The organism is Micromonospora fluostatini (genome assembly GCF_050410825.1).
Lineage (GTDB): Bacteria > Actinomycetota > Actinomycetes > Mycobacteriales > Micromonosporaceae > Micromonospora > Micromonospora rosaria.
Map to the genome: position 1 here is coordinate 1954710 of NZ_CP191251.1, position 21954 is coordinate 1976663.

The 21954-nt window shown below is 73.6% G+C and carries 22 protein-coding genes; 6 read left to right on the top strand and 16 right to left on the bottom strand.

Annotated elements, in window-relative coordinates; translation table 11 throughout:
- Nucleotides 1-42 precede the first annotated feature (42 nt).
- The 6 genes from ACQUFX_RS08260 to ACQUFX_RS08285 all read right to left on the bottom strand — a co-directional run bounded on the left by ACQUFX_RS08260 (nucleotide 43) and on the right by ACQUFX_RS08285 (nucleotide 7292).
- On the bottom strand, nucleotides 43-1317 hold the full coding sequence (locus tag ACQUFX_RS08260) for an MFS transporter (RefSeq protein WP_428965432.1): 1275 nt from the start codon (nucleotides 1315-1317) through the stop codon (nucleotides 43-45).
- Nucleotides 1304-2728 (bottom strand): aldehyde dehydrogenase family protein, encoded by a 1425-nt coding sequence (locus ACQUFX_RS08265; protein WP_428965433.1) that lies wholly within the window; start codon nucleotides 2726-2728, stop codon nucleotides 1304-1306. Before ACQUFX_RS08265 ends, ACQUFX_RS08260 begins: the two co-directional genes overlap by 14 nt.
- Nucleotides 2721-4430, bottom strand: coding sequence for a thiamine pyrophosphate-dependent enzyme (locus ACQUFX_RS08270; RefSeq protein WP_428965434.1), 1710 nt, complete (start codon nucleotides 4428-4430; stop codon nucleotides 2721-2723). The genes ACQUFX_RS08265 and ACQUFX_RS08270 overlap by 8 nt, the downstream gene beginning before the upstream one ends.
- Nucleotides 4427-5491, bottom strand: coding sequence for an ABC transporter substrate-binding protein (locus ACQUFX_RS08275; RefSeq protein ID WP_428965435.1), 1065 nt, complete (start codon nucleotides 5489-5491; stop codon nucleotides 4427-4429). The genes ACQUFX_RS08270 and ACQUFX_RS08275 overlap by 4 nt, the downstream gene beginning before the upstream one ends.
- A gap of 113 nt (nucleotides 5492-5604) precedes the next feature.
- On the bottom strand, nucleotides 5605-6477 hold the full coding sequence (locus ACQUFX_RS08280; RefSeq protein WP_428965436.1) for an ABC transporter permease: 873 nt from the start codon (nucleotides 6475-6477) through the stop codon (nucleotides 5605-5607).
- A 20-nt stretch (nucleotides 6478-6497) separates the two neighbouring features.
- A complete protein-coding gene (locus ACQUFX_RS08285) occupies nucleotides 6498-7292 on the bottom strand; it encodes an ABC transporter ATP-binding protein (protein ID WP_428965437.1) in 795 nt (264 codons plus the stop codon).
- 171 nt (nucleotides 7293-7463) lie between these two features.
- Between ACQUFX_RS08285 and ACQUFX_RS08290 the strand changes: the two genes are divergently transcribed.
- Complete coding sequence (locus ACQUFX_RS08290) at nucleotides 7464-8084, top strand: cysteine hydrolase family protein (protein WP_428965438.1); 621 nt, start codon at nucleotides 7464-7466, stop codon at nucleotides 8082-8084.
- On the opposite strand, the gene ACQUFX_RS08295 is transcribed toward ACQUFX_RS08290, so the two are convergent.
- The 4 genes from ACQUFX_RS08295 to ACQUFX_RS08310 form a co-directional block, all read right to left on the bottom strand.
- Nucleotides 8015-8938 (bottom strand): IclR family transcriptional regulator, encoded by a 924-nt coding sequence (locus ACQUFX_RS08295; RefSeq protein WP_428965439.1) that lies wholly within the window; start codon nucleotides 8936-8938, stop codon nucleotides 8015-8017. The two genes, ACQUFX_RS08290 and ACQUFX_RS08295, sit on opposite strands and share 70 nt — an antisense overlap.
- A gap of 87 nt (nucleotides 8939-9025) precedes the next feature.
- On the bottom strand, nucleotides 9026-10225 hold the full coding sequence (locus ACQUFX_RS08300) for an FAD-dependent oxidoreductase (RefSeq protein ID WP_428965440.1): 1200 nt from the start codon (nucleotides 10223-10225) through the stop codon (nucleotides 9026-9028).
- Between the two features lie 2 nt (nucleotides 10226-10227).
- Nucleotides 10228-11016, bottom strand: coding sequence for an aspartate racemase/maleate isomerase family protein (locus ACQUFX_RS08305; protein WP_428965441.1), 789 nt, complete (start codon nucleotides 11014-11016; stop codon nucleotides 10228-10230).
- A gap of 169 nt (nucleotides 11017-11185) precedes the next feature.
- Nucleotides 11186-11914, bottom strand: coding sequence for an SDR family NAD(P)-dependent oxidoreductase (locus ACQUFX_RS08310; protein WP_428965442.1), 729 nt, complete (start codon nucleotides 11912-11914; stop codon nucleotides 11186-11188).
- A 126-nt stretch (nucleotides 11915-12040) separates the two neighbouring features.
- On the opposite strand from ACQUFX_RS08310, the gene ACQUFX_RS08315 reads away from it, so the two are divergent.
- Together ACQUFX_RS08315 and ACQUFX_RS08320 are read left to right on the top strand one after the other, a co-directional pair.
- Nucleotides 12041-12439 carry a peroxiredoxin gene (locus ACQUFX_RS08315; protein ID WP_428965443.1) on the top strand — a complete coding sequence of 133 codons (399 nt, stop codon included), beginning with the start codon at nucleotides 12041-12043 and terminating at the stop codon, nucleotides 12437-12439.
- A gap of 136 nt (nucleotides 12440-12575) precedes the next feature.
- Complete coding sequence (locus ACQUFX_RS08320; protein ID WP_428965444.1) at nucleotides 12576-13283, top strand: hypothetical protein; 708 nt, start codon at nucleotides 12576-12578, stop codon at nucleotides 13281-13283.
- 71 nt (nucleotides 13284-13354) lie between these two features.
- Here the strand turns inward: ACQUFX_RS08320 and ACQUFX_RS08325 are convergent, their stop codons facing one another.
- Nucleotides 13355-13819 (bottom strand): OsmC family protein, encoded by a 465-nt coding sequence (locus ACQUFX_RS08325; RefSeq protein WP_428965445.1) that lies wholly within the window; start codon nucleotides 13817-13819, stop codon nucleotides 13355-13357.
- A 159-nt stretch (nucleotides 13820-13978) separates the two neighbouring features.
- Between ACQUFX_RS08325 and ACQUFX_RS08330 the strand changes: the two genes are divergently transcribed.
- A protein-coding gene (locus ACQUFX_RS08330; RefSeq protein ID WP_428966897.1) for an IS5 family transposase occupies nucleotides 13979-14856 on the top strand; the annotation gives its coding sequence in 2 pieces (ribosomal slippage) (nucleotides 13979-14375 and nucleotides 14375-14856; 879 coding nt in all).
- Nucleotides 14857-14926: 70 nt separating this feature from the next.
- Here ACQUFX_RS08330 and cydB read toward each other — a convergent pair.
- Both cydB and ACQUFX_RS08340 read right to left on the bottom strand, forming a co-directional pair.
- A complete protein-coding gene (cydB, locus tag ACQUFX_RS08335) occupies nucleotides 14927-15925 on the bottom strand; it encodes a cytochrome d ubiquinol oxidase subunit II (RefSeq protein ID WP_428965446.1) in 999 nt (332 codons plus the stop codon).
- A gap of 15 nt (nucleotides 15926-15940) precedes the next feature.
- A complete protein-coding gene (locus ACQUFX_RS08340) occupies nucleotides 15941-17356 on the bottom strand; it encodes a cytochrome ubiquinol oxidase subunit I (RefSeq protein ID WP_428966898.1) in 1416 nt (471 codons plus the stop codon).
- A gap of 200 nt (nucleotides 17357-17556) precedes the next feature.
- Between ACQUFX_RS08340 and ACQUFX_RS08345 the strand changes: the two genes are divergently transcribed.
- Entirely contained in the window at nucleotides 17557-18333 is a 777-nt protein-coding gene (locus tag ACQUFX_RS08345) for a lysophospholipid acyltransferase family protein (protein ID WP_428965447.1), read from the top strand.
- A gap of 4 nt (nucleotides 18334-18337) precedes the next feature.
- On the opposite strand, the gene ACQUFX_RS08350 is transcribed toward ACQUFX_RS08345, so the two are convergent.
- The 3 genes from ACQUFX_RS08350 to ACQUFX_RS08360 form a co-directional block, all read right to left on the bottom strand.
- Nucleotides 18338-18706 carry a hypothetical protein gene (locus ACQUFX_RS08350; protein WP_428965448.1) on the bottom strand — a complete coding sequence of 123 codons (369 nt, stop codon included), beginning with the start codon at nucleotides 18704-18706 and terminating at the stop codon, nucleotides 18338-18340.
- A 16-nt stretch (nucleotides 18707-18722) separates the two neighbouring features.
- On the bottom strand, nucleotides 18723-19394 hold the full coding sequence (locus ACQUFX_RS08355; protein WP_428965449.1) for a hypothetical protein: 672 nt from the start codon (nucleotides 19392-19394) through the stop codon (nucleotides 18723-18725).
- Between the two features lie 1008 nt (nucleotides 19395-20402).
- Entirely contained in the window at nucleotides 20403-21029 is a 627-nt protein-coding gene (locus ACQUFX_RS08360; protein WP_428965450.1) for a hypothetical protein, read from the bottom strand.
- A gap of 159 nt (nucleotides 21030-21188) precedes the next feature.
- Between ACQUFX_RS08360 and ACQUFX_RS08365 the strand changes: the two genes are divergently transcribed.
- Nucleotides 21189-21950 (top strand): glycerophosphodiester phosphodiesterase, encoded by a 762-nt coding sequence (locus ACQUFX_RS08365; protein WP_428965451.1) that lies wholly within the window; start codon nucleotides 21189-21191, stop codon nucleotides 21948-21950.
- The last annotated feature ends 4 nt before the right edge of the window (nucleotides 21951-21954 follow it).

Genomic DNA, 21954 nt, shown 5'->3' on the forward strand with positions numbered 1-21954 from the left:
CGGTGTTTCGCTGAGCAGAATAGTTTGTGGTCAGGTGTGGGGTCAACGCGGTGCCGTGCCCGTCACCCCCTCCACGGCCGGCCGTCGCCGCGTCAGCCGGCCTCCCAGGACCACCGCGGCGGCGAGCGCGGCCACCACCGCGACGACCGCGCCGGTACGGGCGGAGAACGCGTCACCCAGCCAGCCGTGCAGCATCGCGGCGGCCGGCCGGATACCGAGGAAGCACATCGACCACAGCGCCATCACCCGGCCGCGTACCGCGTCGGCCAGCCCCTGCTGCATGGTGGCGTTGACGTCGCTGACCGCCAGCAGGTAACCGGCGCCGCCGACGGCGATGCCCACGGCGGCCACCACCGGTCCGGGGCTGACCGCCAGGACCGCCATCCCGGTGCCCAGCGCGGCCACCCCGACCGCCCCCGTCCGGCCGCTGCCCAGCGTCCGCCGCAGCCGGCCGACCCCGCCGGCGACCAGCGCCGACCCGAGCCCGAAACAGGTGATGAAGACACCCACCAGCAGCTCACCGCCGCCGAAGCCCTCGGCGAACAACGGGGACAGCGTGTTGATCGGTTCCATCGCCAACCCGATCAGGGCCACCGCGACCAGGCAGCGCACCAGCTCGGGACGGTGGCGTACGTAGGCGACGCCCCCGAGGACGCCCAGCCGGCCGCGCGGGCGCGGCCCGTCGGCGGGCCGGGGCAGCCGGACACCGGTCAGCGCCAGCGCGAACACCAGGAAGCTGGCGGCGTTCACGGCGAACGCGGCGCCCGCGCCGGCCAGCGCGTAGGTGGCCGCCCCGGCGACCGGGCCGATCGCCCGGGACAGGTTGAAGGTGAGCGAGTGCAGGGCGATGGCCTGGGGCACGTCGGCGCGGCCGACGATGTTGGGCACCAGCGCCTGCGCGGCCGGCCCGGTGACCGCCTGCCCCACCCCGGACAGCCCGACGAAGGTCAGCAGCAGCACCGGGTTCAGCGTGTCCAGGAACGCCAGCAGCGCGAGCACCGCCGCCGCCGTACCGCCCAGGGTCTGCCCCACGATGATCAGCAGCCGCCGGTCGACGCGGTCGGCCACCGCGCCGATCACCGGGGCGAGGACCAGTTGCATGGCGAACTGCAGCGCGGTGACCAGCCCCACCATGAACGCCGAGCGGGTCAGCGCGAAGATGGTCAGGATCGCCGCGACGTTCTGGAACCAGGTGCCGGTGTTGGAGGCCAGCGACCCGAAGAAGTACGGCCCGAAGCGGCGGTCCCGCAGCAGCGCGAGCGCGCCGCGCCCCACCTCGTCGGCGGGCTCGTCGGCGGTGTGGTCAGCCCGCCGCACCCGCGCCGCCCAGTCCGTACCCCTGCGGGGTGCCGCCCGCCAGCGAGGTCCACACCGACTTCGGGCGCAGGTAGAGGTGGGCCGCCTCGGTGCCGTTCTCCCGGCCGTACCCGGACAGGCCGACGCCGCCGAACGGCACCAGGTCGGACAGCACCCGGTACGTGTTGATCCACACCGTGCCCGCGCGCACCTGGCCGGCGAAGCGGTGCGCCCGGGCGATGTCGGCGGTCCAGACGCCGGCCGCGAGCCCGAAGTCGGTGTCGTCGGCCAGCCGCAGCGCCTCGGCGTCGTCGCGGAACGACGACACGGCCAGGACCGGGCCGAAGACCTCCTCGCGCAGCAGCCGCGCCCCGTCGTCGAGCCGGTCGAAGACCGTCGGCGGGACGTAGAAGCCGTCGCGCAGCCGCTCGTCGTCGGGCAGCGCGGACTGCGCGACCAGCCGCCCGGCCGTGCGGGACTCGGCGATGAACGCCAGGGTCTTGTCCCGCTGCGCCGCGGTGATCTGCGGGCCGAGGTCGGTGGCCTGGTCGAACGGGTCGCCGACCCGCAGCGCGCGCACCCGTGCGGCCACCCGGTCGAGGACCTCGTCGTAGACGGACTCGTGCAGGACCAGCCGGGAACCGGCGATGCACATCTGCCCGCAGGAGGCGAAGACGCCCAGCACCACCGCGTCGACCGCCCGGTCCAGGTCGGCGTCGCCGAAGACGACCTGCGGCGACTTGCCGCCCAGTTCCAGCGCGACCGGGGTCAGGTGGGCCGCCGCCGCGCGGGCGATGGCCTTGCCGGTGTCGTGGTGGCCGGTGAAGACGATCAGGTCGACGTCCGGGTGCGACACCAGCGCGGCGCCGGTCTCCCGGCCGCCGGGCAGCACCCGTACCAGGTCCTCCGGCACGCCCGCCTCGGCCAGCAGCCCGCCCAGCCGCAGGGCGGTCAGCGGGGTCTCCTCGGCCGGCTTGAGCAGGCAGGCGTTGCCGAAGGCCAGCGCCGGTGCGATCTTCTTGGCGGCGAAGAAGAACGGCACGTTCCACGGGATGACCCCGGCGACGACGCCGTGCGGCTCGGGCACGGTGTAGGTGTGGTACTCGGGGCCGACCGGGATGGTCTCGCCGCGTACCTGCTCGGCCCAGCCGGCGTAGTAGCGGAAGCTGCCGGCGGCCCGGCGGACCTCCCGGCGGGTGTCGCTGAGGATCTTGCCGGTGTTGCGGGTCTCGGTCTCGGCCAGCTCCTCGACCCTGGCCTCGATCAGGTCGGCGACCGCGTGCAGGATGCGGCCCCGGTCGCTGCCGGTGCGGGCGGCCCAGGCCGGTTGGGCGGCGCGCGCCGCGCGGACCGCGGCGTCCACCTCGGCCGGGGCGGCGGGCGCGACGCGGGTCAGGACCCGGGCGTCGATCGGCGAGACGACGTCAGCCATCGTTCGTCCTTTCGTCGTCGGCCGGGGTACGCGCCCGGCGCTGCGGATCCATCGATCCGGTGAGGTGTTCGGGCACCCAGACGTCCAGCACGGCCGGGACCCGGTCGCGCCGCACGGCGGTGCGGGCCCGGTCCAGGGCGGCGGCCAGGTCGGCGGCGCGGACCACCCGTTCGCCGTGGCAGCCCTGCGCGCGGGCGTGCGCCGCGTAGTCCGGTGACGGGGTGAGGTGCCCGCCGGGCACGGTGGGTTCGGTGACGGCCAGGCCGTCCGGGTAGTGCGCGGCCAGGGTGGTGGTGCCGGTGCGGTAGCCGCCGTTGTTGACCACGACGGTGACCACCGGGGCGTCGTGCTGCTGCTGCAGCCACAGGCAGGAGTCGGGCGAGCCGAACAGGTACGAGCCGTCGCCGGTGACCGCGACCGCGTGCGCGCCGCCGGCGGCGATGCTGGCGCCGGTCGCCGCCGCCACGGACCAGCCGAGGCTGGAGCCGCCCTTCTCGAACAGGGTGCCCGGCTTCGTGCGGGAGACCGTCGCGGTGTCGAAGACCTCCCAGGTGAGCAGGTCGTCGGGGCGCAGGTGGGCGTCGAGCGCCGCGGCGATCAGCGCGGGGGTGGGTACCCCGCTGACCGCTCCCCCGGCCGGGGCGCCCCGGGTGGGGGTCGGGGGCTGACGTCGCCGGGTGGTCCCGGCGCCGACCTCGCCGAGCACGGCCGCGAGGAACGCCGCCGGGTCGGCGGTGGTGCGGGCGTCGGCGCGCAGCTCGTACAGGGGGATGCGGCTCTCGATCGGGTCGGGTCCGACCCAGCCGATCCACGCGTCGTCGCGGGGCTGCTCCACGGCGGGCATCCAGGGCACCGGGTGGTCCAGCACGACGACGACGTCGAACTGGTCCAGGGGCGCGGTGGTGCGCCACGGGTTGTCGTCGGGCAGGTTCATCCGGTAGCGGGAGGCGCGGACCTCCACGCCGAGGGTGTCGGCGAGTTCGGCCAGCAGCGCCACCGCCTGCGGGTTCTCGCCGACCCGGTCGGTGACGACCACCGGCCGTCGGGCCGTGGCCAGGCGGCGGGCCACCTCGCTGACCACGCCGGGGTCGCCGGGGCCGAGGGACGGGATGCCGAGCGCCTGGGCGCTGGGCACCCGGCTGCCGGTGGTGACCGGGTGGCGGCCCACCTCCTCGGGCATCGCCAGGTAGACGGGGCCGCGTCGGGGCGCGAGGGCGACCTGCAGGCCGCGCGCCACGACCAGGGCGGCGTCGTCGAGCGCGGACAGTTTGTAGTCCCACTTGACGTACTGCCGGACGATCGACCCCTGGTCCCAGCGCTGCTGCTTCCAGAACACCGGTGAGGTGCGCGACCCGGCGCGGGTGGGCGGGTACCCCGACATGATCATGATGGGGTGGTCGCCCCACATCGCGTTGTGGATGGCGCCGCCGTGGTGCAGCAGACCGAGGTCGGCGTGGGCCGCCGTCATGGTGGGCCGGCCGGTGACCATGGTCTCGCCCATCGCGGCGGTGAGCGCGACGTGTTCGTGCGGGCAGGTGATGATCTCCGGGGTCGGTTCGCCCTTGTGGCGGGCCTGCGCGGCGGCCTCCTGGAAGGAGGTCAGCTCCGAGCCGCTGTTGAACCAGAGCCGTCGGACGCCGCTGGCCGAGGCCGCCGCCAGCACCGCGGCGGCGCCGCCGGCGGTGGCCGGGTCGGTCGTCACAGCGCCCTCGCCCGGGTGAGGTAGTCCTTGTTGATGAGCTTGTCGATCGAGGCCGGGGAGTCGACCAGCTTGGCCTTGACCAGGCTCTCCTGGCCGGTGAGCCAGGTCTGCTCGTCGAGTTGCAGGGCGTTCTCCGGGCCGGCCGCCAGCCAGCTCTCCACCAGCATGGGCAGCTCGGCGCGGGCCTGGTCGGGGTTGGTCTCCGGGTTGTACTTGCGCAGGTCGGTGATGACCTGGTCCCAGTTCTCCTCCTTGCTGGCGTAGTCGATGGCCTTGAGCACCCCGGCGAGGAACCGCACCGGCATGTCGCTGCCCGACTCGACCATCTTGAGGCTGGTGTTGTACGAGTCCGACGGCATCGGCGCGAACTCGTCGGTGCTGAAGAAGGTGACCTCGCCGATCTGCTTCTGGATGGTGTCCCGGTCGGTGTTGACGCAGACCCAGGCGTCGACCTCGCCCCGGCGGGCCAGCTCGTACGCGGCGGTGCCGACCCCGGTGACCGGGCGTTGCACCGTCCGGGGGTCGACCCCGGCGTTGATCAGCATGACGTCGAGCAGGTTCTCGGTGGCGCCGCCGGTGGAGACGATGCCGCAGGTGCGGCCGGCGAGGTGGGAGGGGTTGGTGATCGGCTTGTCCGGCAGGGACACCACCTCGAACTGCGACTTCTGCCGCACGCTGGCGATGCTGACCATCGGCGCCTGCTGGTTGGCGACCGCGATGATCGCGTTGATGCCGTTGGCGCGGGTCAGGTCGGCCGAGCCGCCGAGCACGGCCTGGATGGCCGTGGCGGTGCCCTGCCCGCCCTTGATGTCCAGGTTCAGGCCGTGCTCGGTGAAGAAGCCGCGCTCCTTGGCGACCATCGTCTCGACGAAGCTCAGCGTCAGACCGGACGCGGTCATGTAGGAGCCGGACATGCTGCCGTCGGCGTTGACCTGGTTGTCGTCGCCGCCGCAGCCGCTGAGGAGCAGGGTCATGCCGCCGGCGCTGGGCAGCAGGAGCCCGGCGGTGGCACCGAGTCGCAGGAACGAGCGCCGGGACATCGGCGAGGGGGTGTGTGTCACGAGGATCTCCGGGGGCGAGGGGGGAACGGAGGGTGCGCGGATTCCGCCAGTGCCGCGTCGCGGCGCCGACCGGGTCGTGTACGGGGGATGTGTGCGGGTGCGGCCGTGGCCGGTCAGGGCCGGCGGCGCGGCTGGACCGACTCGTGCCAGGGGATCAGGAGCCGGCGGGCGCCGGTCACGACGCTGTAGAGGGTGAAGCCGAAGATCGCCATGATCAGGATCGCGCCGAACAGCGCGTCGACCTGGAGGCCGTTCTGCAGGTTGACCGCGTACCGGCCGAGGCCCTTGTCGCCGCCGAGGTACTCGCCGACGATCGCGCCGATGGTCGCCTGGACCACCGCCAGCTCCATGCCGGCCAGGATGAACGGCATCGTGTACGGCAGGTCGGCCTTCCAGAACCGTTCCCAGCGCGACGCCTTGAGGGTGGTCATCAGGTCGTGCATGGAGCGGGGCACCGAGCGGACGCCGAACGAGGTGTTGATCAGCAGGGGGAAGAAGGCCAGCAGGGCTGCGATGACCACTTTCGACGACGGGCCGAAGCCGAGCCAGAGGATGAACAGGGGCACCAGCGCGACCTTCGGCACCACCTGGGTGGCGACGATGAACGGCCGGCTGACCCGGTCGAACAGCGGCGACTTGCCGATCATGAGGCCGAGCCCGACGCCCAGCACGATCGCCAGCGCCAGGCCCATCATGACCTCGTAGAAGGTCGTCCAGACGTGGGTCCGCCAGACGAACGGGTCGGTGATCTGCTCGGCGAACGACGCGAACACCGCCTCCGGCGGCGGCAGCACGAACCGGGACAGGTCGGTGACCTCGACGTAGATCTTCCACGCCACGAGGAAGAGGGCGATCAGCAGGGGGGTGGTGTAGAAGGACAGCCAGCGGTTCTCGCGCAGCCGCTGCGACCAGGTCGGTGGCGGGGGCCGGAGCGGTTGTCCGGTGGCGGAGGTCGGCGCCGGGTGGCGCTCTTTAGTGGCAGTCACTGTGCGGCACCTCGAGTACGTCAGGCCGAGACGGCGGAGCGGTTGTCGGTGTCCTGCACCGCGCCGATCTGGCGGCGCAGCTCGGCGGCGAGATGGCGGAACTCGGCGGACTCGGTCATGTCGAGGGTGCGCGGCCTCGGCAGCGTCACCTCGGTGATGGAGTGGATGTGGCCGGGCTTGGTCCCCAGCATCACGATGCGGTCGGCGAGGAACACCGCCTCGGAGACGGAGTGCGTCACGAAGACGACCGTCTTGCGGTTCTCCAGCCAGATGCGCTGCAACTCGGCGTTCATCATGTCGCGGGTCTGGGCGTCGAGGGCGCCGAACGGCTCGTCCATGAGCAGCACCTGCGGGTCGTGTGCCAGCGCGCGGGCGATGGAGACCCGCTGGCGCATGCCGCCGGAGAGCTGGTGGGGGTACTTGTTCTCGGTCTCGGGGAGCCCGACGAGGTTGAGCATCTCGCGGACCCGGTTCGTCCGCTCCCGCCGGCCGACGCCGGCCATCTCCAGCGGCAGGGCGACGTTGGCGGCGGTCGACCGCCAGGGCATCAGGGTGGCCTCCTGGAAGACGAACCCCAGGGCCCGGTCGTCGCCGTCGGCCCGCCCGCCGTGGTCGAGGCGGACCCGCCCCACGGTCGGGCTCTCCAACTGTCCGATGATGCGCAGCAGGGTGGTCTTGCCGCACCCGGAGGGCCCGAGCAGCACGACGAACTCACCGTCGGCGATGTCGAGCGAGACGTCACTCAGGGCGAGCATCGACTGCCCCCCGGCGCCCGCGAAGACCTTGCTGACGCCCTCCACTTTGATCGCACTCATGGCTACCCCTGTCACACACCGGCCCGCGGTAATCGCGAGATTGTTCGCTTGTGCAGTACGCCGTTCTGTTGGTGCGAACGTAAGCTATGGTCGGCGGCGAGGTCAATGACCTGGAGGGCCCGACTCGGCATCATCGATCTGGATCAATCATGAAATTCGGGAGAAAGCCTCATGAACTACCCTCCGCAGCGGACCGCGGTGCTGGTCATCGACATGCAGAACGACTTCTGCGCCGCCACCGGAGCGATGGCGACGCTCGGTGCCGACGTGCGCCGCAACGCCGACGTGGCCCGCCGGCTACCGGACTTCCTGCCCCGGGCGCGGGCCGCCGGCTGCCTGGTCGTCTGGGTCCGGCAGGCCGCGCACGACCAGCTCGTGTCGCCGGCCCGACGGGCCCGCGCCGAGGCGATGGGCCGCGACCCGCTCAGCGTCTGCGCCGCGGGCTCCTGGGGCGCCGAGCTCGCCGACGGCCTGCACCCCGAGCCCGGCGACTGTCACCTGGAGAAGACGCGCTACAGCGCCTTCGTCGGCACTCCCCTGCACAACCTGCTGCGCGCCCACGGCCGCGACCACGTGGTGGTGGTCGGGACGGCCGCCAACGTCTGCGTCGACTCCACCATCCGGGACGCGTACATGGCCGACCTGGCCGCCACCATGCCGACCGACCTGGTCGGCTGGACCCGCGCGGACCTCGCCGAGCCGGCGGTCCGCAACCTGGGCTTCTACTTCTGCGAGACCACGACCTCGACCGAGCTGGTCTCGGCCTGGTCGGCGGTCGACCGCGTCGCCTGACGCCGGGCCCCCCGCCGCTTGGCCGCCGGCGGGGCCTGCGTCGGGGCCTGGTCGTCGGCCGGCTCCGGGGCGGGCTGGTAGCCCAGCTCGGCGCTGACCTGGCGGGCCGCGTCGGCCACCAGGTCGCCGTACTCGGTCAGCAGGCGCGACGAGAAGCGGTCCTGCGGGCCGCACAGCGACAGCGACCCGTAGACCTCGCCGGAGGCCAGCCGGATGGCCGCCGCCACGCTGGCCGCGCCGGCCTGCCGCTCGCCCCGGCTCACCGCGTACCCCTGCTGGCGCACCGCCCGCAGGTCAGCCCAGAGGTCCTCCCCGGAGGTGATGGTGGCCGGGGTCATCGCGACCAGCTCGTGGGTGGCCAGGTACTCGGCCACCTCGGCGTCGGGCAACGCCGCCAGGATCGCCTTGGACGACGAGCCGGCGACCAGCGAGTGCCGGGAACCGAGCGTGACCGACATCCGGATCTCGTGCGGCGAGAGCACCTGGTCGGTGTAGACCCGCACCCAGCCCTGCCGCATCGACAGCGTCGCGGTCTCGCCGGTGATCTCCACCAGCCGCCGCATGTGCCGGTTGGTGGTCCCCTGCACGTCGACGGCGCGCAGCGCGGCCAGCCCGGCCGCCAGCGCCCCCGGCCCGAGCCGGTACCGCCGGGTGCCCTCGTCGAAGGTGACGAACTGGTTGGCCGTCAACTCCTTGAGGATGCGGTGGGCCACCGCCTTGGGCAGGTTCAGCTCCCGCGCGACCGTGGACACCCCGGTCATCTCCGGGCTGCGTTCGGCGAGCATGTCGATCACGGCCAGCGCCCGACCCAGGCCGCTGGCGGTGTAACGGTGACCGTCCGCTGGCTCGCTCACCGGCACCGCTGACCCCCATCTCGACCGTGACCTCTGTGTACGTGCGTCTGCGGGCGCGCCGTGGGCGGGCAGCCCGGCGCCCGGCGCCTAGTGCTGGATCCCGAGCATACTGACCCGGCGCAGATATGTGCGGGCGTCCTCGGGGTTGTCCGCGACCGCCCGCAGGCGCACCAGCCGCTCCCGGCGCCCCGCCAGGTCGACCGCGTCGGCCGACGTGCGGTTCTCGGTCGTGGCCGGCTGGACGAAGCGTTCGGCGACCGCGCGGCGACGCTGGGCGTACGCGCTGGTCGCCGCCGCCTGGTCGGGGGCGGCCAGCGCGGTGGCGACCGCCACCGCGTCGTGGATCCCCGAGTTCAAGCCCATGCCCCCGGTGGTGCTGCTCAGGTGGGCGGCGTCGCCGGCCAGCAGGACCCGGCCGATCCGGAAGGAGTCGGCCAGCCGTTGGTGACTGCGGTACACCTGGTGCTGGTGCAGCGGCAGCAGCCCGTCGGTCTGCGTCCGGCCGCCCAGCAGCAGGTCGACGGCGGCCAGGAAGTCCGGGTGGGTGCCCGGCGGCGGCTCGTCGTCGACCCCGGTCGACGTCGACAGCGCCGCGCGCCAGATGTCCGGGGTCCTGATCAGCGAGAAGCGGCCACGCGGGCCGGACCAGTACCCGACCTCGCCGAGGTCGGCCACCGCGTCCTCGAAGCGGAACGGCGTGGCCACCACCAGGCTGAGGAACGGGTACGTGAAGCCGGGGAACGGGACGTCGAGCAGTTTGCGGGCGGTGCTGTGCGCCCCGTCGGCGGCCACCGCCCAGTGGCAGGTCACGGCGACCCGGTCGCCGCCGACCGCCACGTCCAGTTCGACGCGCGTGTCGTCCTGGCGCAGCCCGACGACGTCGTGCCCGAAGCGCAGGTCCACGTTGGGCTCCCGGGCGACCGCGTGGCGCAGCAGCCGGACCAGTTTGTACTGCTCGTACTGGAGCCGGAACGGGTACCGGGTCTCCCCCTCCAGCAGTTCGTAGCGGAAGCGGGCGGACTCGGTGAGTTCCAGGTCGCGGTAGTCCAGCCGGCGTACCCGGACCGCCTCGGCGAGCACCGGGGCGGCCAGGTCGAGTTCGTCGAGCAGTTCCAGCGTCGGCGGGTGCACCGTGGAGCCCCGCCACTCCGAGCGCACCTCGTCGTGGTCGCGCTCCAGCACGATCACCGCGATGTCGCGGCGGGCCAGGGCGAGGGCCGTCACCATGCCCACCGGTCCGCCGCCGAGGACGACGACCGGTGCGTCCACCGGGTGGTGTGGCGCCACGTTCACTCCTTCCCGCCGGCGGGGCCGGCGATCTGCGTCGTGGGGGCGGTCCCCGCCAGGGCGGTGGCCAGGTGGCGCAGCGCCGCGCTCGGTGACTCCGCCGCCAGGTGCGTCGCCCCGGCGGTCCGCAGGAGCTGCCAGGCGCCGGCCAGGTTCGAGGAGAGCACCGGCACGGGCGCCTGCGGCAGCACCTCGTCGAGGACGTCGAGGCTGGGTGCGCCCGTACCGGTCAGCAGCACCGCGTGTCCGGCCGGGAAGCCGCCGGCCGGCGCGGCCAGCGCCCGGTGCACGGTGTCCCGCACGGTGGTCGAGGCCAGGTCGTAGATCGCGCCCGTACCGGGGACGGGCACCACGGCGGTGACCGTGCGGCCGGCCGCCCGCCAGAACGTGGCCGCCTGGTCGGTGAGCCAGTCCGGGTACGGCGAGACCAGGGTCAGCGACCGCACGCCGAGCCGGTCGAGCACCTGCCGTACCGCGGTCGCGGCGCCGAACACCGGGGCGTCGAGCCGCCCGGTCGCCACCTGGTCGGTGCGGTCGGCGTCCGGGCGGCCCGGCCGGTAGTAGCAGCCGGTGCAGGCGACGTACGCGGCCCGCAGGTCCAGGCCGCGCAGCGTGGCGACGGTGTCGGGCAGGAGGTCGGCGTACCGGTCCAGCCGGTGCGCCAGCGTCCCGTCCACCACCGGCAGGCGGGCGACGTGGTAGCGGAGGCGGGGCGGCAGCAGGCGGCGGAGTTCGGGCTCCACGGTCGGGTTGGCCGGCGGAACGATGACACCCAGAGCCGCCTCGACCACGACACCCCCACCAAACTGTTCGACTGAGCCGTACGCCGTTCTACGTACTGGAACGATAGGGGCTGCGACGGGACCGGGTCAACCCAGCCGTCACCGGTCGCCGACGCGACGGGCGGGGATGACCTGCGGGGAATCGGCCGCCGCGGGCCGTGGACGACGCGGTGTCGGGTCAGAGCCCACCGCCGACGCGCAGGACGGCGCCGGTGGTGTAGGAGGCGTCCGGGCTGAGCAGCCAGGCGATGGCGGCGGCGACCTCGTCGGGTTCGCCGGGGCGGCCGAGCGGGATGCGGCCGGCGACGCGCTCGGGCCGGTCGGGTTGGCCGGAGAGGGCGTGGATGTCGGTGCGGATGATGCCCGGGGCGACGCCGTTGACCCGGATCCCGCGCGGGGCGAGTTCCTTGGCCAGGCCGACGGTGAGGGCGTCGGCGCCCGCCTTGACCGCGGCGTAGTGGACGTACTCGCCGGGGCTGCCGAGGGTGGCGGCGACGGAGGAGACGTTGACGATGGCGGCGCCGTCGGTCATCAGCCGGGCGGCCTGCTGGGCGCAGAGGACGTAGCCGACGAGGTTGACGTCGACGACCTCCCGCAGGTCGTCCGGGCGCAGATCGGTGAAGGGGCCGATCGGGCTGGTGACGCCGGCGTTGTTGACCAGGCCGGTGACCGGTCCGAGGTCGGCGGCGGCGGCGAAGAGGGCGGCGACCTGGTCGGGGTCGCGGGTGTCGGCGGGTACGGCGACGGCGCGGACGCCGGTGGCGCGCAGCTCGGCCACGACGGTGTCGGCCGCGAGGTGGTCACGGCGGTAGCCGAGGGCGAGGTGGTGGCCGGCGCGGGCGAGACGGCGGGCGGTGGCGGCGCCGATGCCCCGGCTGCCGCCGGTGATGACGGTGACCGGTGCCACTGTTCCTCCCCTGCCGCTCGGTGTTGGCGACGTTACCGGACGGGTGGCGGGGTGTGGCTCCGGGGACCCGGCCGGGGGCGGCCGGTGGCATACGCTCGCCGCGACGGTGTCGAGTGAGGAGGGCGCGTGGCGGGTGTGGGTGTCGGTGACCTGGTCGACGACTTCGAGTTGCCGGACGAGACGGGTCGTCCCCGGCGGCTGTCGGAGTTCCTGGCGGCGGGGCCGGTGGTGCTGTTCTTCTATCCGGCGGCGATGACGCGGGGCTGCACGGCGCAGAGCTGTCACTTCCGGGATCTGGCGGCGGAGTTCGCCGCGGTGGGCGCGACGCGGGTGGGGATCAGCCGGGACACGGTGGCGCGGCAGGCGGAGTTCGCCGACCGGTACGGGTTCGACTATCCGTTGCTGTCGGACCCGGACGGCATGGTGGCGCGGCGGTTCGGGGTACGGCGGCGGTTGCCGTTGGGGCCGTTGGCCACGCGGCGGATGACGTTCGTGATCGGGGCGGACGGCGGGTGCTGGCGGTGATCCACAGTGAGGTGAGCATGACCGAGCACGCGGACCGGGCGTTGCGGGCGCTGGGGGGCTGATCCCCGACGGGCCGGCTGTCCCAGGCGGCTGGTATCAAGGCAGGGTTCAGACAGGTGTACGGAAGAGGTTGCTGATGGGTGCCGCGGGCCGGGGTTTGTCCACTGACGAGGTGCAGAGCATCCGGGAGGCGTTGGCGGCGGGTCGCAAGCCGAGAGTGGTGTTCACCGCGTCGGCGGGACAGATCGCCGGGCAGGTGGGCCAGGTGGTGGGGTTGACCGATCCGGCGGAGTCGGACGAGTTCGTCGTGGTGCGTTTCGGGCGCGACGAGTTGCCCTTCTCCCCCACCGACGTGGAGATGGCGCCCAAGGGCGCGGGCCGGCGGGTGGCCGAGCCGAAGGAGGAGGTCGAGCCGGCGCCGGAGCCGGAGCCGGTGGTGGAGCCGGAGTTCGTGTTGGATCAACGGCCGCCGGTGCCGCGGCAGCAGCGGCGGGAGGAGCAGCGGGTGGAGACGGTGGAGGCGGCGGAGGCGAAGCCGGCGCGGCGGCCGGTGAAGGCGGCGAAGCCGAAGGGGCCGGCGGGGCTGACGGTGACGTTGGCGTACGCCGAGGGTGAGTGGACGGTGGCCGCGCAGCAGGGCAGCAAGGCGTTGGCGAAGCCGTACGTGGTGAAGCCGGCCGAGGCGCTGCGGATGGTGGCGCTGGTGGACGTGCCCGGCGTGCAGGAGGCGGTCGAGCAGATCCTGGCGGCGGAGCGGGCGGAGGCGGAGCAGCAGGCGGAGAAGCTGCGCGCGGAGCTGGCGGAGATCGAGGCGCGGTTGGCGGAGTTGCGCGAGGCGGGGTGAGCCCCGTCGGTGCGTGTGGTGTGGTCCGGGTCCCGCTGGTGCGGGGCCCGGTTTCGGGTGGGCGGGTGGTGTCAGGTGGTGACGTGGGGCCGGTGGTGGACGGGGAAGGCGACCGAGTTGGCGATGTAGCAGGCGGCGTGGGCGTCGGCGTGCAGCCGGGTGGCGGTGTCGACGGTGGCGGGGTCGGCGACGGTGACCCGGGGACGCAGGACGACCTCGGTGAAGCGGGTGGTGCCGTCGACGGCCGTCATGGTGCCGGTGGCGTGGTCGGTGTAGTGGGTGACGGTGACGCCGGCGTCGGCGCAGAGGTGCAGGTACCAGAGCATGTGGCACTGGGCGAGGCTGGCCACGAGGAGTTGTTCGGGGTTCCAGCGGTCGGTGTCGCCGCGGTAGGTGGGGTCGGCGCTGCCGGGGATGGTGGGGCGGCCGTCGGTGGTGATGTCGTGGTCGCGCCCGTAGGCGCGGTAGGCGCTGGTGCCGGTGCCGTGGTTGCCGGTCCAGGTGACGGTGGCGTCGTACCGGTGTGCGGATGGCATGGGATGGAGCCTAGGGCCTGTGTCGAAGTCGGTGCCGGGGCTTGAGTGGTTGGTTGAGGATCTTGGCGTGTCGGTGTTCGAGACATAGTGAGGTCTCCGGTATCTGGTTCAGCGACCAAGCAGAACCCGAACACCGGAGACCTCGTGGACACCCTAGCGGTGACGAGGCGGCATGACCTGACCGACGCACAGTGGGTGGCGCTGGAGCCGCTGCTGCCTGTGGGGCGTAGGCCAGGTCGACCGTCGACATGGACGAAACGGCAGCTCATTGATGGGATCCGGTGGCGGATACGGGTCGGTGCCCCGTGGCGGGACGTTCCGGAGTGTTACGGGTCCTGGGCTGCGGCGTATGCGCTGTTCCGGCGGTGGCAGCGTGATGGGACCTGGGCGAGGATCCTGACCGCGTTGCAGGCCCTCGCTGACGTGGCCGGACGTGTCGTGTGGGACGTGTCGGTGGACTCGACGGTCGCCCGAGCGCACCAGCACGCCGCTGGGGCGCGTAAAAGGGGGATCTGCAGGCCGAGCCGCCGGGCGGGGTCACGGTCGAACCGGCCGATCACGCGCTCGGCCGGTCACGGGGTGGGCTGACCACGAAGGTGCACCTGGCCTGTGAGCAGGGACAGAAGCCGCTGTCGATCGTGTTGACCGCCGGGCAGCGTGGGGACAGCCCGCAGTTCATGGCGGTGCTCGACGGGATCCGGGTGCCCCGACTCGGCGGCGGCCGGCCCCGGACCCGCCCGGACCGGGTTCTCGCTGACAAGGCGTACACGTCGAAGGCCAACCGCCGCTACCTGCGCCGACGTGGCATCAGGGCGACGATCCCGTCGAAGGCCGACCAGGACGCGAACCGGCGCAAGCTGGGGTCGAAGGGCGGCCGGCCACCGGCCTTCGACCAGCAGCGGTACAAGCAGCGTCACGCCGTGGAGTGCGGCATCAACCGCCTCAAACGCCACCGTGCCGTGGCCACCCGCTTCGACAAACTCGCCGTGCGCTACGAAGCCACCGTGCACGTCGCCGCGATCAACGAGTGGCTGTGACCGACTTCGACACAGGCCCTAGTGGCCGGCGCCCCGGCGGCGGGTCCCGCGCCCGCCGCCGGCCGGGCGGTCAGGGGTGCGGGATGTGGTGGACGCCGAGGCGCTTGCGGAAGACCCAGTACGTCCAGCCCTGGTAGGCCAGCACGATCGGGGTGAACAGGACGGCGACCCAGGTCATGATCGTCAGGGTGTAGCCGGTGGACGCGGCGTTGGTGGCGGTGAGGGTGCCGGCGGGGTCGGCGGTGGAGGGCAGCACGTTCGGGAAGAGGGCGGCGAAGAGGGTGGCGACGGCGAGGCCGATGGCCACGGCGGTGCCGGTGAAGGCCCAGCCCTCGCGGCGGGCCCGGGCGGCGGCGAGGCCGGCGGCCAGGGCGAGGGCGGCGCCGACGGCGAGGACGACGGCGGCGGCGCTGGAGCGGATGGTGAGGGTCCAGGTCAGGAAGGCCATGGCGAGGACGGCGGCGGCGACGCCGAGGCGGCCGGCGAGGGCGCGGGCGCGGTGGCGGATGTCGCCGACGGTCTTGAGGGCGACGAAGACCGCGCCGTGGGTGGCGAAGAGGACGGCGGTGGTGGCCCCGCCGAGCAGGGCGTACGGGTTGAGCAGGTCGAGCAGGCCGCCGACGTACTCGTGGTCGGCGTCCAGCGGTACGCCGCGCAGGATGTTGGCGAAGGCGACGCCCCACAGCACCGCCGGGACGAGGGAGCCGACGATGATGGCGGTGTCCCAGCGGCGTTTCCAGGTGGCCTCGGGGCGCTTGTGGCGGTACTCGAAGGCGACCCCCCGGGCGATCAGGGCCAGCAGGATCAGCAGCAGGGGCAGGTAGAAGCCGGAGAAGAGGGTGGCGTACCACTCGGGGAAGGCGGCGAACATGGCGCCGCCGGCGGTGATGAGCCAGACCTCGTTGCCGTCCCAGACCGGCCCGATGGTGTTGATCATGACTCGGCGTTCGCGGTCGTCGCGGCCGAGGACGGGCAGGAGCATGCCGACGCCGAAGTCGAAGCCTTCGAGGATGAAGTAGCCGGTGAAGAGCACGGCGATGAGGAGAAACCAGACGGTGGTGAGGTCCACGGTGGGGCTCCGGGGTCAGTAGGCGAAGGCGAGGGGGCGGTCGGCGTCGTCGTCGGTGTCGTCGGGTTGGTCGGGTTCGGTGATCTCGGGTACGCCGGCTTTGGCGTACCGGAGCAGGAGTTTGACCTCCACGACGGCGAGCGTGGCGTAGATCAGGGTGAAGGCGGTGAAGCTGGTGAGGACCTCGGCGAGGCTGACGCTGCGGGAGACGCCGTCGCGGGTGAGCATCTCGCCGAAGACGATCCAGGGCTGGCGGCCCATCTCGGTGAAGATCCAGCCGAAGGAGTTGGCGAGCAGGGGCAGGATCGGCATGATCACGGCGGCGCGCAGCAGCCAGCGGCTGCGCGGGGTGCGGCCCCTGCGCTGGGACCAGAGCACCCAGAGGGCGATGGCGGCGGCGGCGAGCCCGAAGCCGATCATGAAGCGGAAGCTCCAGTAGGCCACGGGGATGATCGGGGCGTAGTTGCCGGGGCCGTACTGGGTGGCGTACTGGGCCTGGAGGTCGTTGATGCCGTGGACGGTGCCGTTCGGGTCCCCGGTGCTGAGGAAGGAGAGCAGGTAGGGGATCTTGAGGGCGAAGACCTCCCGGCTGCCGTCGAGGCTGCCGACGGTGAACACGGAGAAGGCGGCGGGGCTCTCGGTGGTGTAGAGGCCCTCGGCGGCGGCCATCTTCATCGGCTGCACCTCGGTCATGATCTTGCTCTGGATGTCGCCGGTGACCAGGACCCCGGCGGTGGAGATCAGGGCGACGGAGGCGCCCATCTTGGCGGCGAAACGGTAGGCCGGGGTGTCGGGGTTGTCCGGACGGCGCACGAGGTGCCAGACGGCGACCGCGACGAGCAGGGAGCCGGCGACCAGGAAGCTGCCGAAGATGGTGTGCGGGAAGGTGACCAGGGCGACCTTGTTGGTGAGGACGGCGACGAAGTCGGTGAGTTCGGCCCGTCCGCTCTCCGGGTTGATGCGGTAGCCGACGGGGTTCTGCATGAAGGAGTTGGCGGCGAGGATGAAGTAGGCGCTGAGGTTGCTGCCGATGGCGGCGGCCCAGATGCTGGCCAGGTGCAGTCGTCGGGGCAGCCGGTCCCAGCCGAAGATCCACAGGCCGATGAAGGTGGATTCCAGGAAGAAGGCGACCAGGGCCTCGATGGCCAGGGGTGCGCCGAAGATGTCGCCGACGAAGCGGGAGTAGTCGCTCCAGTTCATGCCGAACTGGAACTCCTGCACGATGCCGGTGACGATGCCCATCGCGAAGTTGATCAGGAAGAGCTTGCCGTAGAACTTGGTGAGCTTGAGGTACTTCTCGTCGCCGGTGCGGTGCCAGAGGGTCTGCAGGATGGCGACCAGGACGGAGAGTCCGATGGTCAGCGGGACGAAGAGAAAGTGGTAGACGGTGGTGACACCGAACTGCCAGCGGGCGACGTCCAACGCGTCCACCTGTAACCCCCAGGTCGTCATACTACGGGACGTAGTAAATACTACTCGGCGTCGTAGACGGTGCGGCAGGGGCGGAGGTCCCGAACGGACCCGGGACCAATGACCTTGATCACGGGGGCCGGTCGGGCGCGCCGGACCGACGTGCCGCAGCGGGCGTCCGGCCCCCGGCACGGGCGCGGGCGTGGCACGATCGACCGCTGATGGACACCCCGCCCTCCCCCTGGCGACCGCCCCTGCTCTGGCGGGCCGCCCAACTGTTCGCCCGCCTCCTCGTCGCGCTGGTCGCCCGGTTGCGGGTCACCGGCGACGTGCCCGAGACGCTGCGCCGGGGGCCGCTGATCCTCGCGGCCAACCACCTCAGCCCGTTCGACCCGATCGTGCTCGCCGCCGCCTGCCAGACCCGGGGCGTCGCGCCCCGGATCATGGCCACCGCCGGGCTGTTCCGCGCCCCGGTGATCGGCGCGGCCATGCGCCACGCCGGGCACATCCGGGTGGACCGGGGCACCGCCGCCGTCGGCCGGGCCCTCGACGCCGCCGCCGTCGCGGCCACCGACTCGGTCGTCCTGGTCTATCCCGAGGGGCGGATCGGGCTGGACCCCGGCCTGTGGCCGGAACGCGGCAAGACCGGCACCGCCCGGCTCGCGTTCGCCAGCGGCGTCCCGGTCGTCCCGGTCGCCCAGTGGGGCTCCCACGAGGTGCTGCCGTACCAGGCGCCCCGGGGGATGCTGGGCGGGCTCGTCCGGGCCGTGCGGCGTCGGCCGGTGATCCGGGTGCACTTCGGTGCCCCGGTCCACCTGGCCGACCTGGATCCCGCCGGGGCCGGCGCGGCCCGGCGGGCCACCGACCGGATCATCGACGCGATCACCGAGACGCTGGTGCCGTTGCGCCCCGACGAGCCCGACCGGCCCCGCCACGTCGACCCGTCCCGCCCGGTGGACACCAGCCGCGCGCACCGCCGGCTCGACCGGCCCGGCTGAGCGCTCAGCCGCCCTGCACCGCCCGCAGCACCTCGGCGACGGCCACCGCGACCGGCGCCACCGGGGTGGCCACCTCGGCCAGCCGGTGCAGCAGGACGGTCACCCGGGCCGGCTCGGCCGGCCGGCCCGCGCCCAGCTCCGCGCGCAGGTCGGCGGCGGCGACCCGCGCCGGCGGCGTGAGCTGCGCCGCGTGCCGGTCCAGCACCTGCAGCAACGTGCCGAGCAGGGCCGACAGGTCGGCCCCGGTGGGCGTCGGGGTCGACGACAGCGTGCCGCCGACCGCGTACGCGCCGGGGCCCACCGCCTGGTTGCCGACCTGGCTGACGCCACCGGACTGCTGGACGCCGTAGTTGACCGCACCGCTGTCGGACACCGTCTCCCCCATTCCCCTAGCTCTCCCGCCGCTGCCGGGACGCGTCGTTCCCGGCCTCCGTCGCCTGCTCGGCACGCGCCCCGGTGCCCACCGCCTGGTTGCCGACGACGCTCAATCCGCCGGTCTGGATCACACCCTGGTTGAGGATGGTGGTCTGCCGGGTGCGGAACTCCGTCGTGTCGACCCCCCGCGCGTCGAGGAAGCCGACGATGGCGGCCAGCACGTGCCGTTCCACCACCTTCAGGTGCTTGGCGGCGTCGAGGACCTGGAAGTAGTTGTGGTAGTCGGCGCCGGCGGCCACCTCCCGCACCCCGACCTCGGCGCCGTAGTCGTACCCGAGATCCTCCCGGGCCAGCCGGCGTCGCCGGCTCTGCCGCCGCTCGTGGCGGGCCGCGTCGAGCAGGTCGACCAGCAGCCGCCCCGGCGCACCGGCGGCGGTCCGCAGCAGGGTCGCGCCGCCGGTGGCCAACACCTGCGCCAGGTGGCTGGCCGGCAGCCACTCGGTCAACCGGTCCACGTCGTGGTAGCCCAGCCGGGGCGGTTGCAGCACCGTGCGCGCGCACTCCAGGTACAGCACCCGTCCGTCGGTGGAGAAGTGCAGGAACGTGCCGGCCACCACCTCCCCGCCCCAGGAGGGGACCAGGGCGCACAGGTAGTGGCGGGCCGCCCCGCGCGGCTGCCCGGCCACCTGCCGCACCTGCTCGTCGGACCCGCTGCCGGGGCATGCGCTGCCGGTCGGGCAGCAGCCGGGAATCGCCGGTGAGCAGCCGACCACCCACGAAGACCCGGTCCTGCAGCAGCAGCCCGCCGGGCAGGTCGGGGCCGCCCGGGTCCAGACGCACCGTGGCGAGGTGGTCGCGGACGTGGTCGATGAGGTCGACGACCGGGAACGCGACACTCGCGGCCGGCCCGGCGGGCAGCCCGACGACCGGCTCGGCCGCCACCAGCGGCAGGGCGAACGACCAGCCGGCCACCGGGTCGCCGTATCCGACGAAGGGGTCGTAGCCGCGGTAGACGGTGACGTTGCCGTGCTGGGCGCCCTCGACGGCGGCCAGCCGGGCGGCGTGGCGGCCCTCGCCCGTGGCGGGCCGCTCCGGCGGCTGCACCCGGCCCCGGCGCAGGCGGGTGGCCAGCAGCCACCGGGTACCCAGCAGGTGCAGCACCAGGACCAGGTAGGCGGCCACCCCGAAGGGCAGGGCCAGCAGCGGGCGGCCGACCAGCCAGTCCGTCAGGGAGCCCGGCTCGTCGGTGGCGGCCACCTGACGAAACTGCACCAGCAGCAGCACCGCCGCCAGCGCCCCGCCGACCAGCCCCAGCAGCGCCCGGGCCAGGCCGGTCCGGGTGTCCCGGTGGGGGGTCAGCGCCCCGGCGACCAGCATGACCAGCCCGGCCAGCACCGCCCACAGCGGGGAGATCAGCAGGGCGGCGCCCCCGGTCAGCAGCAGCCAGGCGTCGCGGTCGCGGCGTCGGCGGCGGGCCCACAGGCAGTGCCGCAGCACCGTGGGCAGGTCGAACCCGACCGACGGGGCCACCGCCCGCAGGTCGTCGTCGAAGATCTCGGCCAGCGTCCGTCGGGTGAACGTCGCGTCGGTGTGCGCGGCGGCGCACAGGTAGCGGGTCGCCTCGCTGGCGGTGTGCTCCTGCGCGGGGATGGTGTGCTCCTGCGCGGGCGGGTCTGCCTGGTGCGGCACGCGGGTCACCTGCCCGACCCGGCGGACCGGGCCACGACGAGGGCCAGCAGCGTCCCGGCCAGCACCGCGCAGAGCAGCCCGCCCGAGGAGAACGACAGCGTCGCCTGCAGCAGGGCCCGCCCGGTCACGGCCGGTTCACCGAGGCCGACCTGCACGGCCGCGCCGCCGAGGGCACCGGCCACCGCCCCGGCCAGCGGGGCGGCGAACATCGCCGGCGTCCGCCACGGGCCCGGCGGTACGGGTCCGGCGGCGGCCAGCCGACGCAGCAGCCACACCGTGACGGCCAGGAACACCAGCGTCCGCAGGTTCCCCGCGAGCCAGTACCCGGCCGGGTCGGGTGGGGGCTGGGGGTCCCACGCCGGCCAGGCCAGCCCCACCAGCACGGCGGTGACCACGACCAGCAGCGGAGCCAGGTAACCGTCGGTGGGCGGCAGGTGGACCCCCGCCAGGTCGACGTGCGCCTGGTACAGCGTCTCGGCCGCCCACGGGTTCCCGACGGCCAGCACACCCAGCAGCAGGTACCGGGCGGTGCCGGGCAGCCCGGGCCGGCGGGGCCGGCGGTGGGAGCAGGCGGGGCGGCAGCGGGTCCAGGGGCCGTCGCAGCAGCGGGGCGTCGGTACGGCCCCGGCCATCCGGCGGGTTCATGTCTCCATCGTCACCGTCGGCACCGGGGCGGCCACCGTCTCTGTCGGGTATCCGAACCGTGCGGGCCCGCCGGGTGTCCGAACCGTGCTGGCCAGGGGTCACGCCCCGGTCACCGGCCGGTCACCGCCGGCGGGGATACTGCCGGCGTGCCCCGTGCGTACCTCGACGCGCCCGCACCGCTGGCGTTCGCCCACCGGGGCGGCGCCGCCGCCGGCGACGAGAACACCGTCGCCGCGTTCACCCGCGCCGTCGACCTCGGCTACCGGTACGTCGAGACCGACGTGCACGCCACCGCCGACGGCGTCGCTGTGGTCTTCCACGACGCCACCCTGCGCCGGGTCACCGGCGAGGCCGGGCGCATCGCCGACCTGCGCCTGGCCGACCTGGCGTCGGTCCGGGTCGGCGGGGCGGCCCTGGTCCCCCGCCTCGACGAGGTGCTCGCCGCCTGGCCGCAGGTGCGGTTCAACGTCGACGTCAAGGCCGACGGCGGGGTCGAGCCCACCGTCGCCGCCGTCGCGCGCACCGGCGCCGGGGACCGCGTGCTGCTCGCCTCGTTCAGTGACGCCCGGCTGGGCCGGCTGCGCACGCTCACCGGCGGGCGGATCGCCACCGGGCTGGGCATGCGGGGGGTCGCCGCGCTGCGCCTGGCCTCGCTGGCCGGCCGCCGGCTGCGGCTGCCCCCGTCGGTGGTGGCCGCGCAGGTGCCGGTGCGCTACGGCCGGGTCCGGGTGCTCGACCGCCGGTTCCTCGCCCACGCCCACCGGCACGGCCTCCAGGTGCACGTCTGGACGATCGACGAACCCACCGAGATGCACGGCTTACTTGATCTCGGGGTGGATGGCATCATGACCGATCACGTCGGCGTGCTGCGCGACGTCTACCGCAGTCGCGGCCACTGGGCCGCCTGAAAAC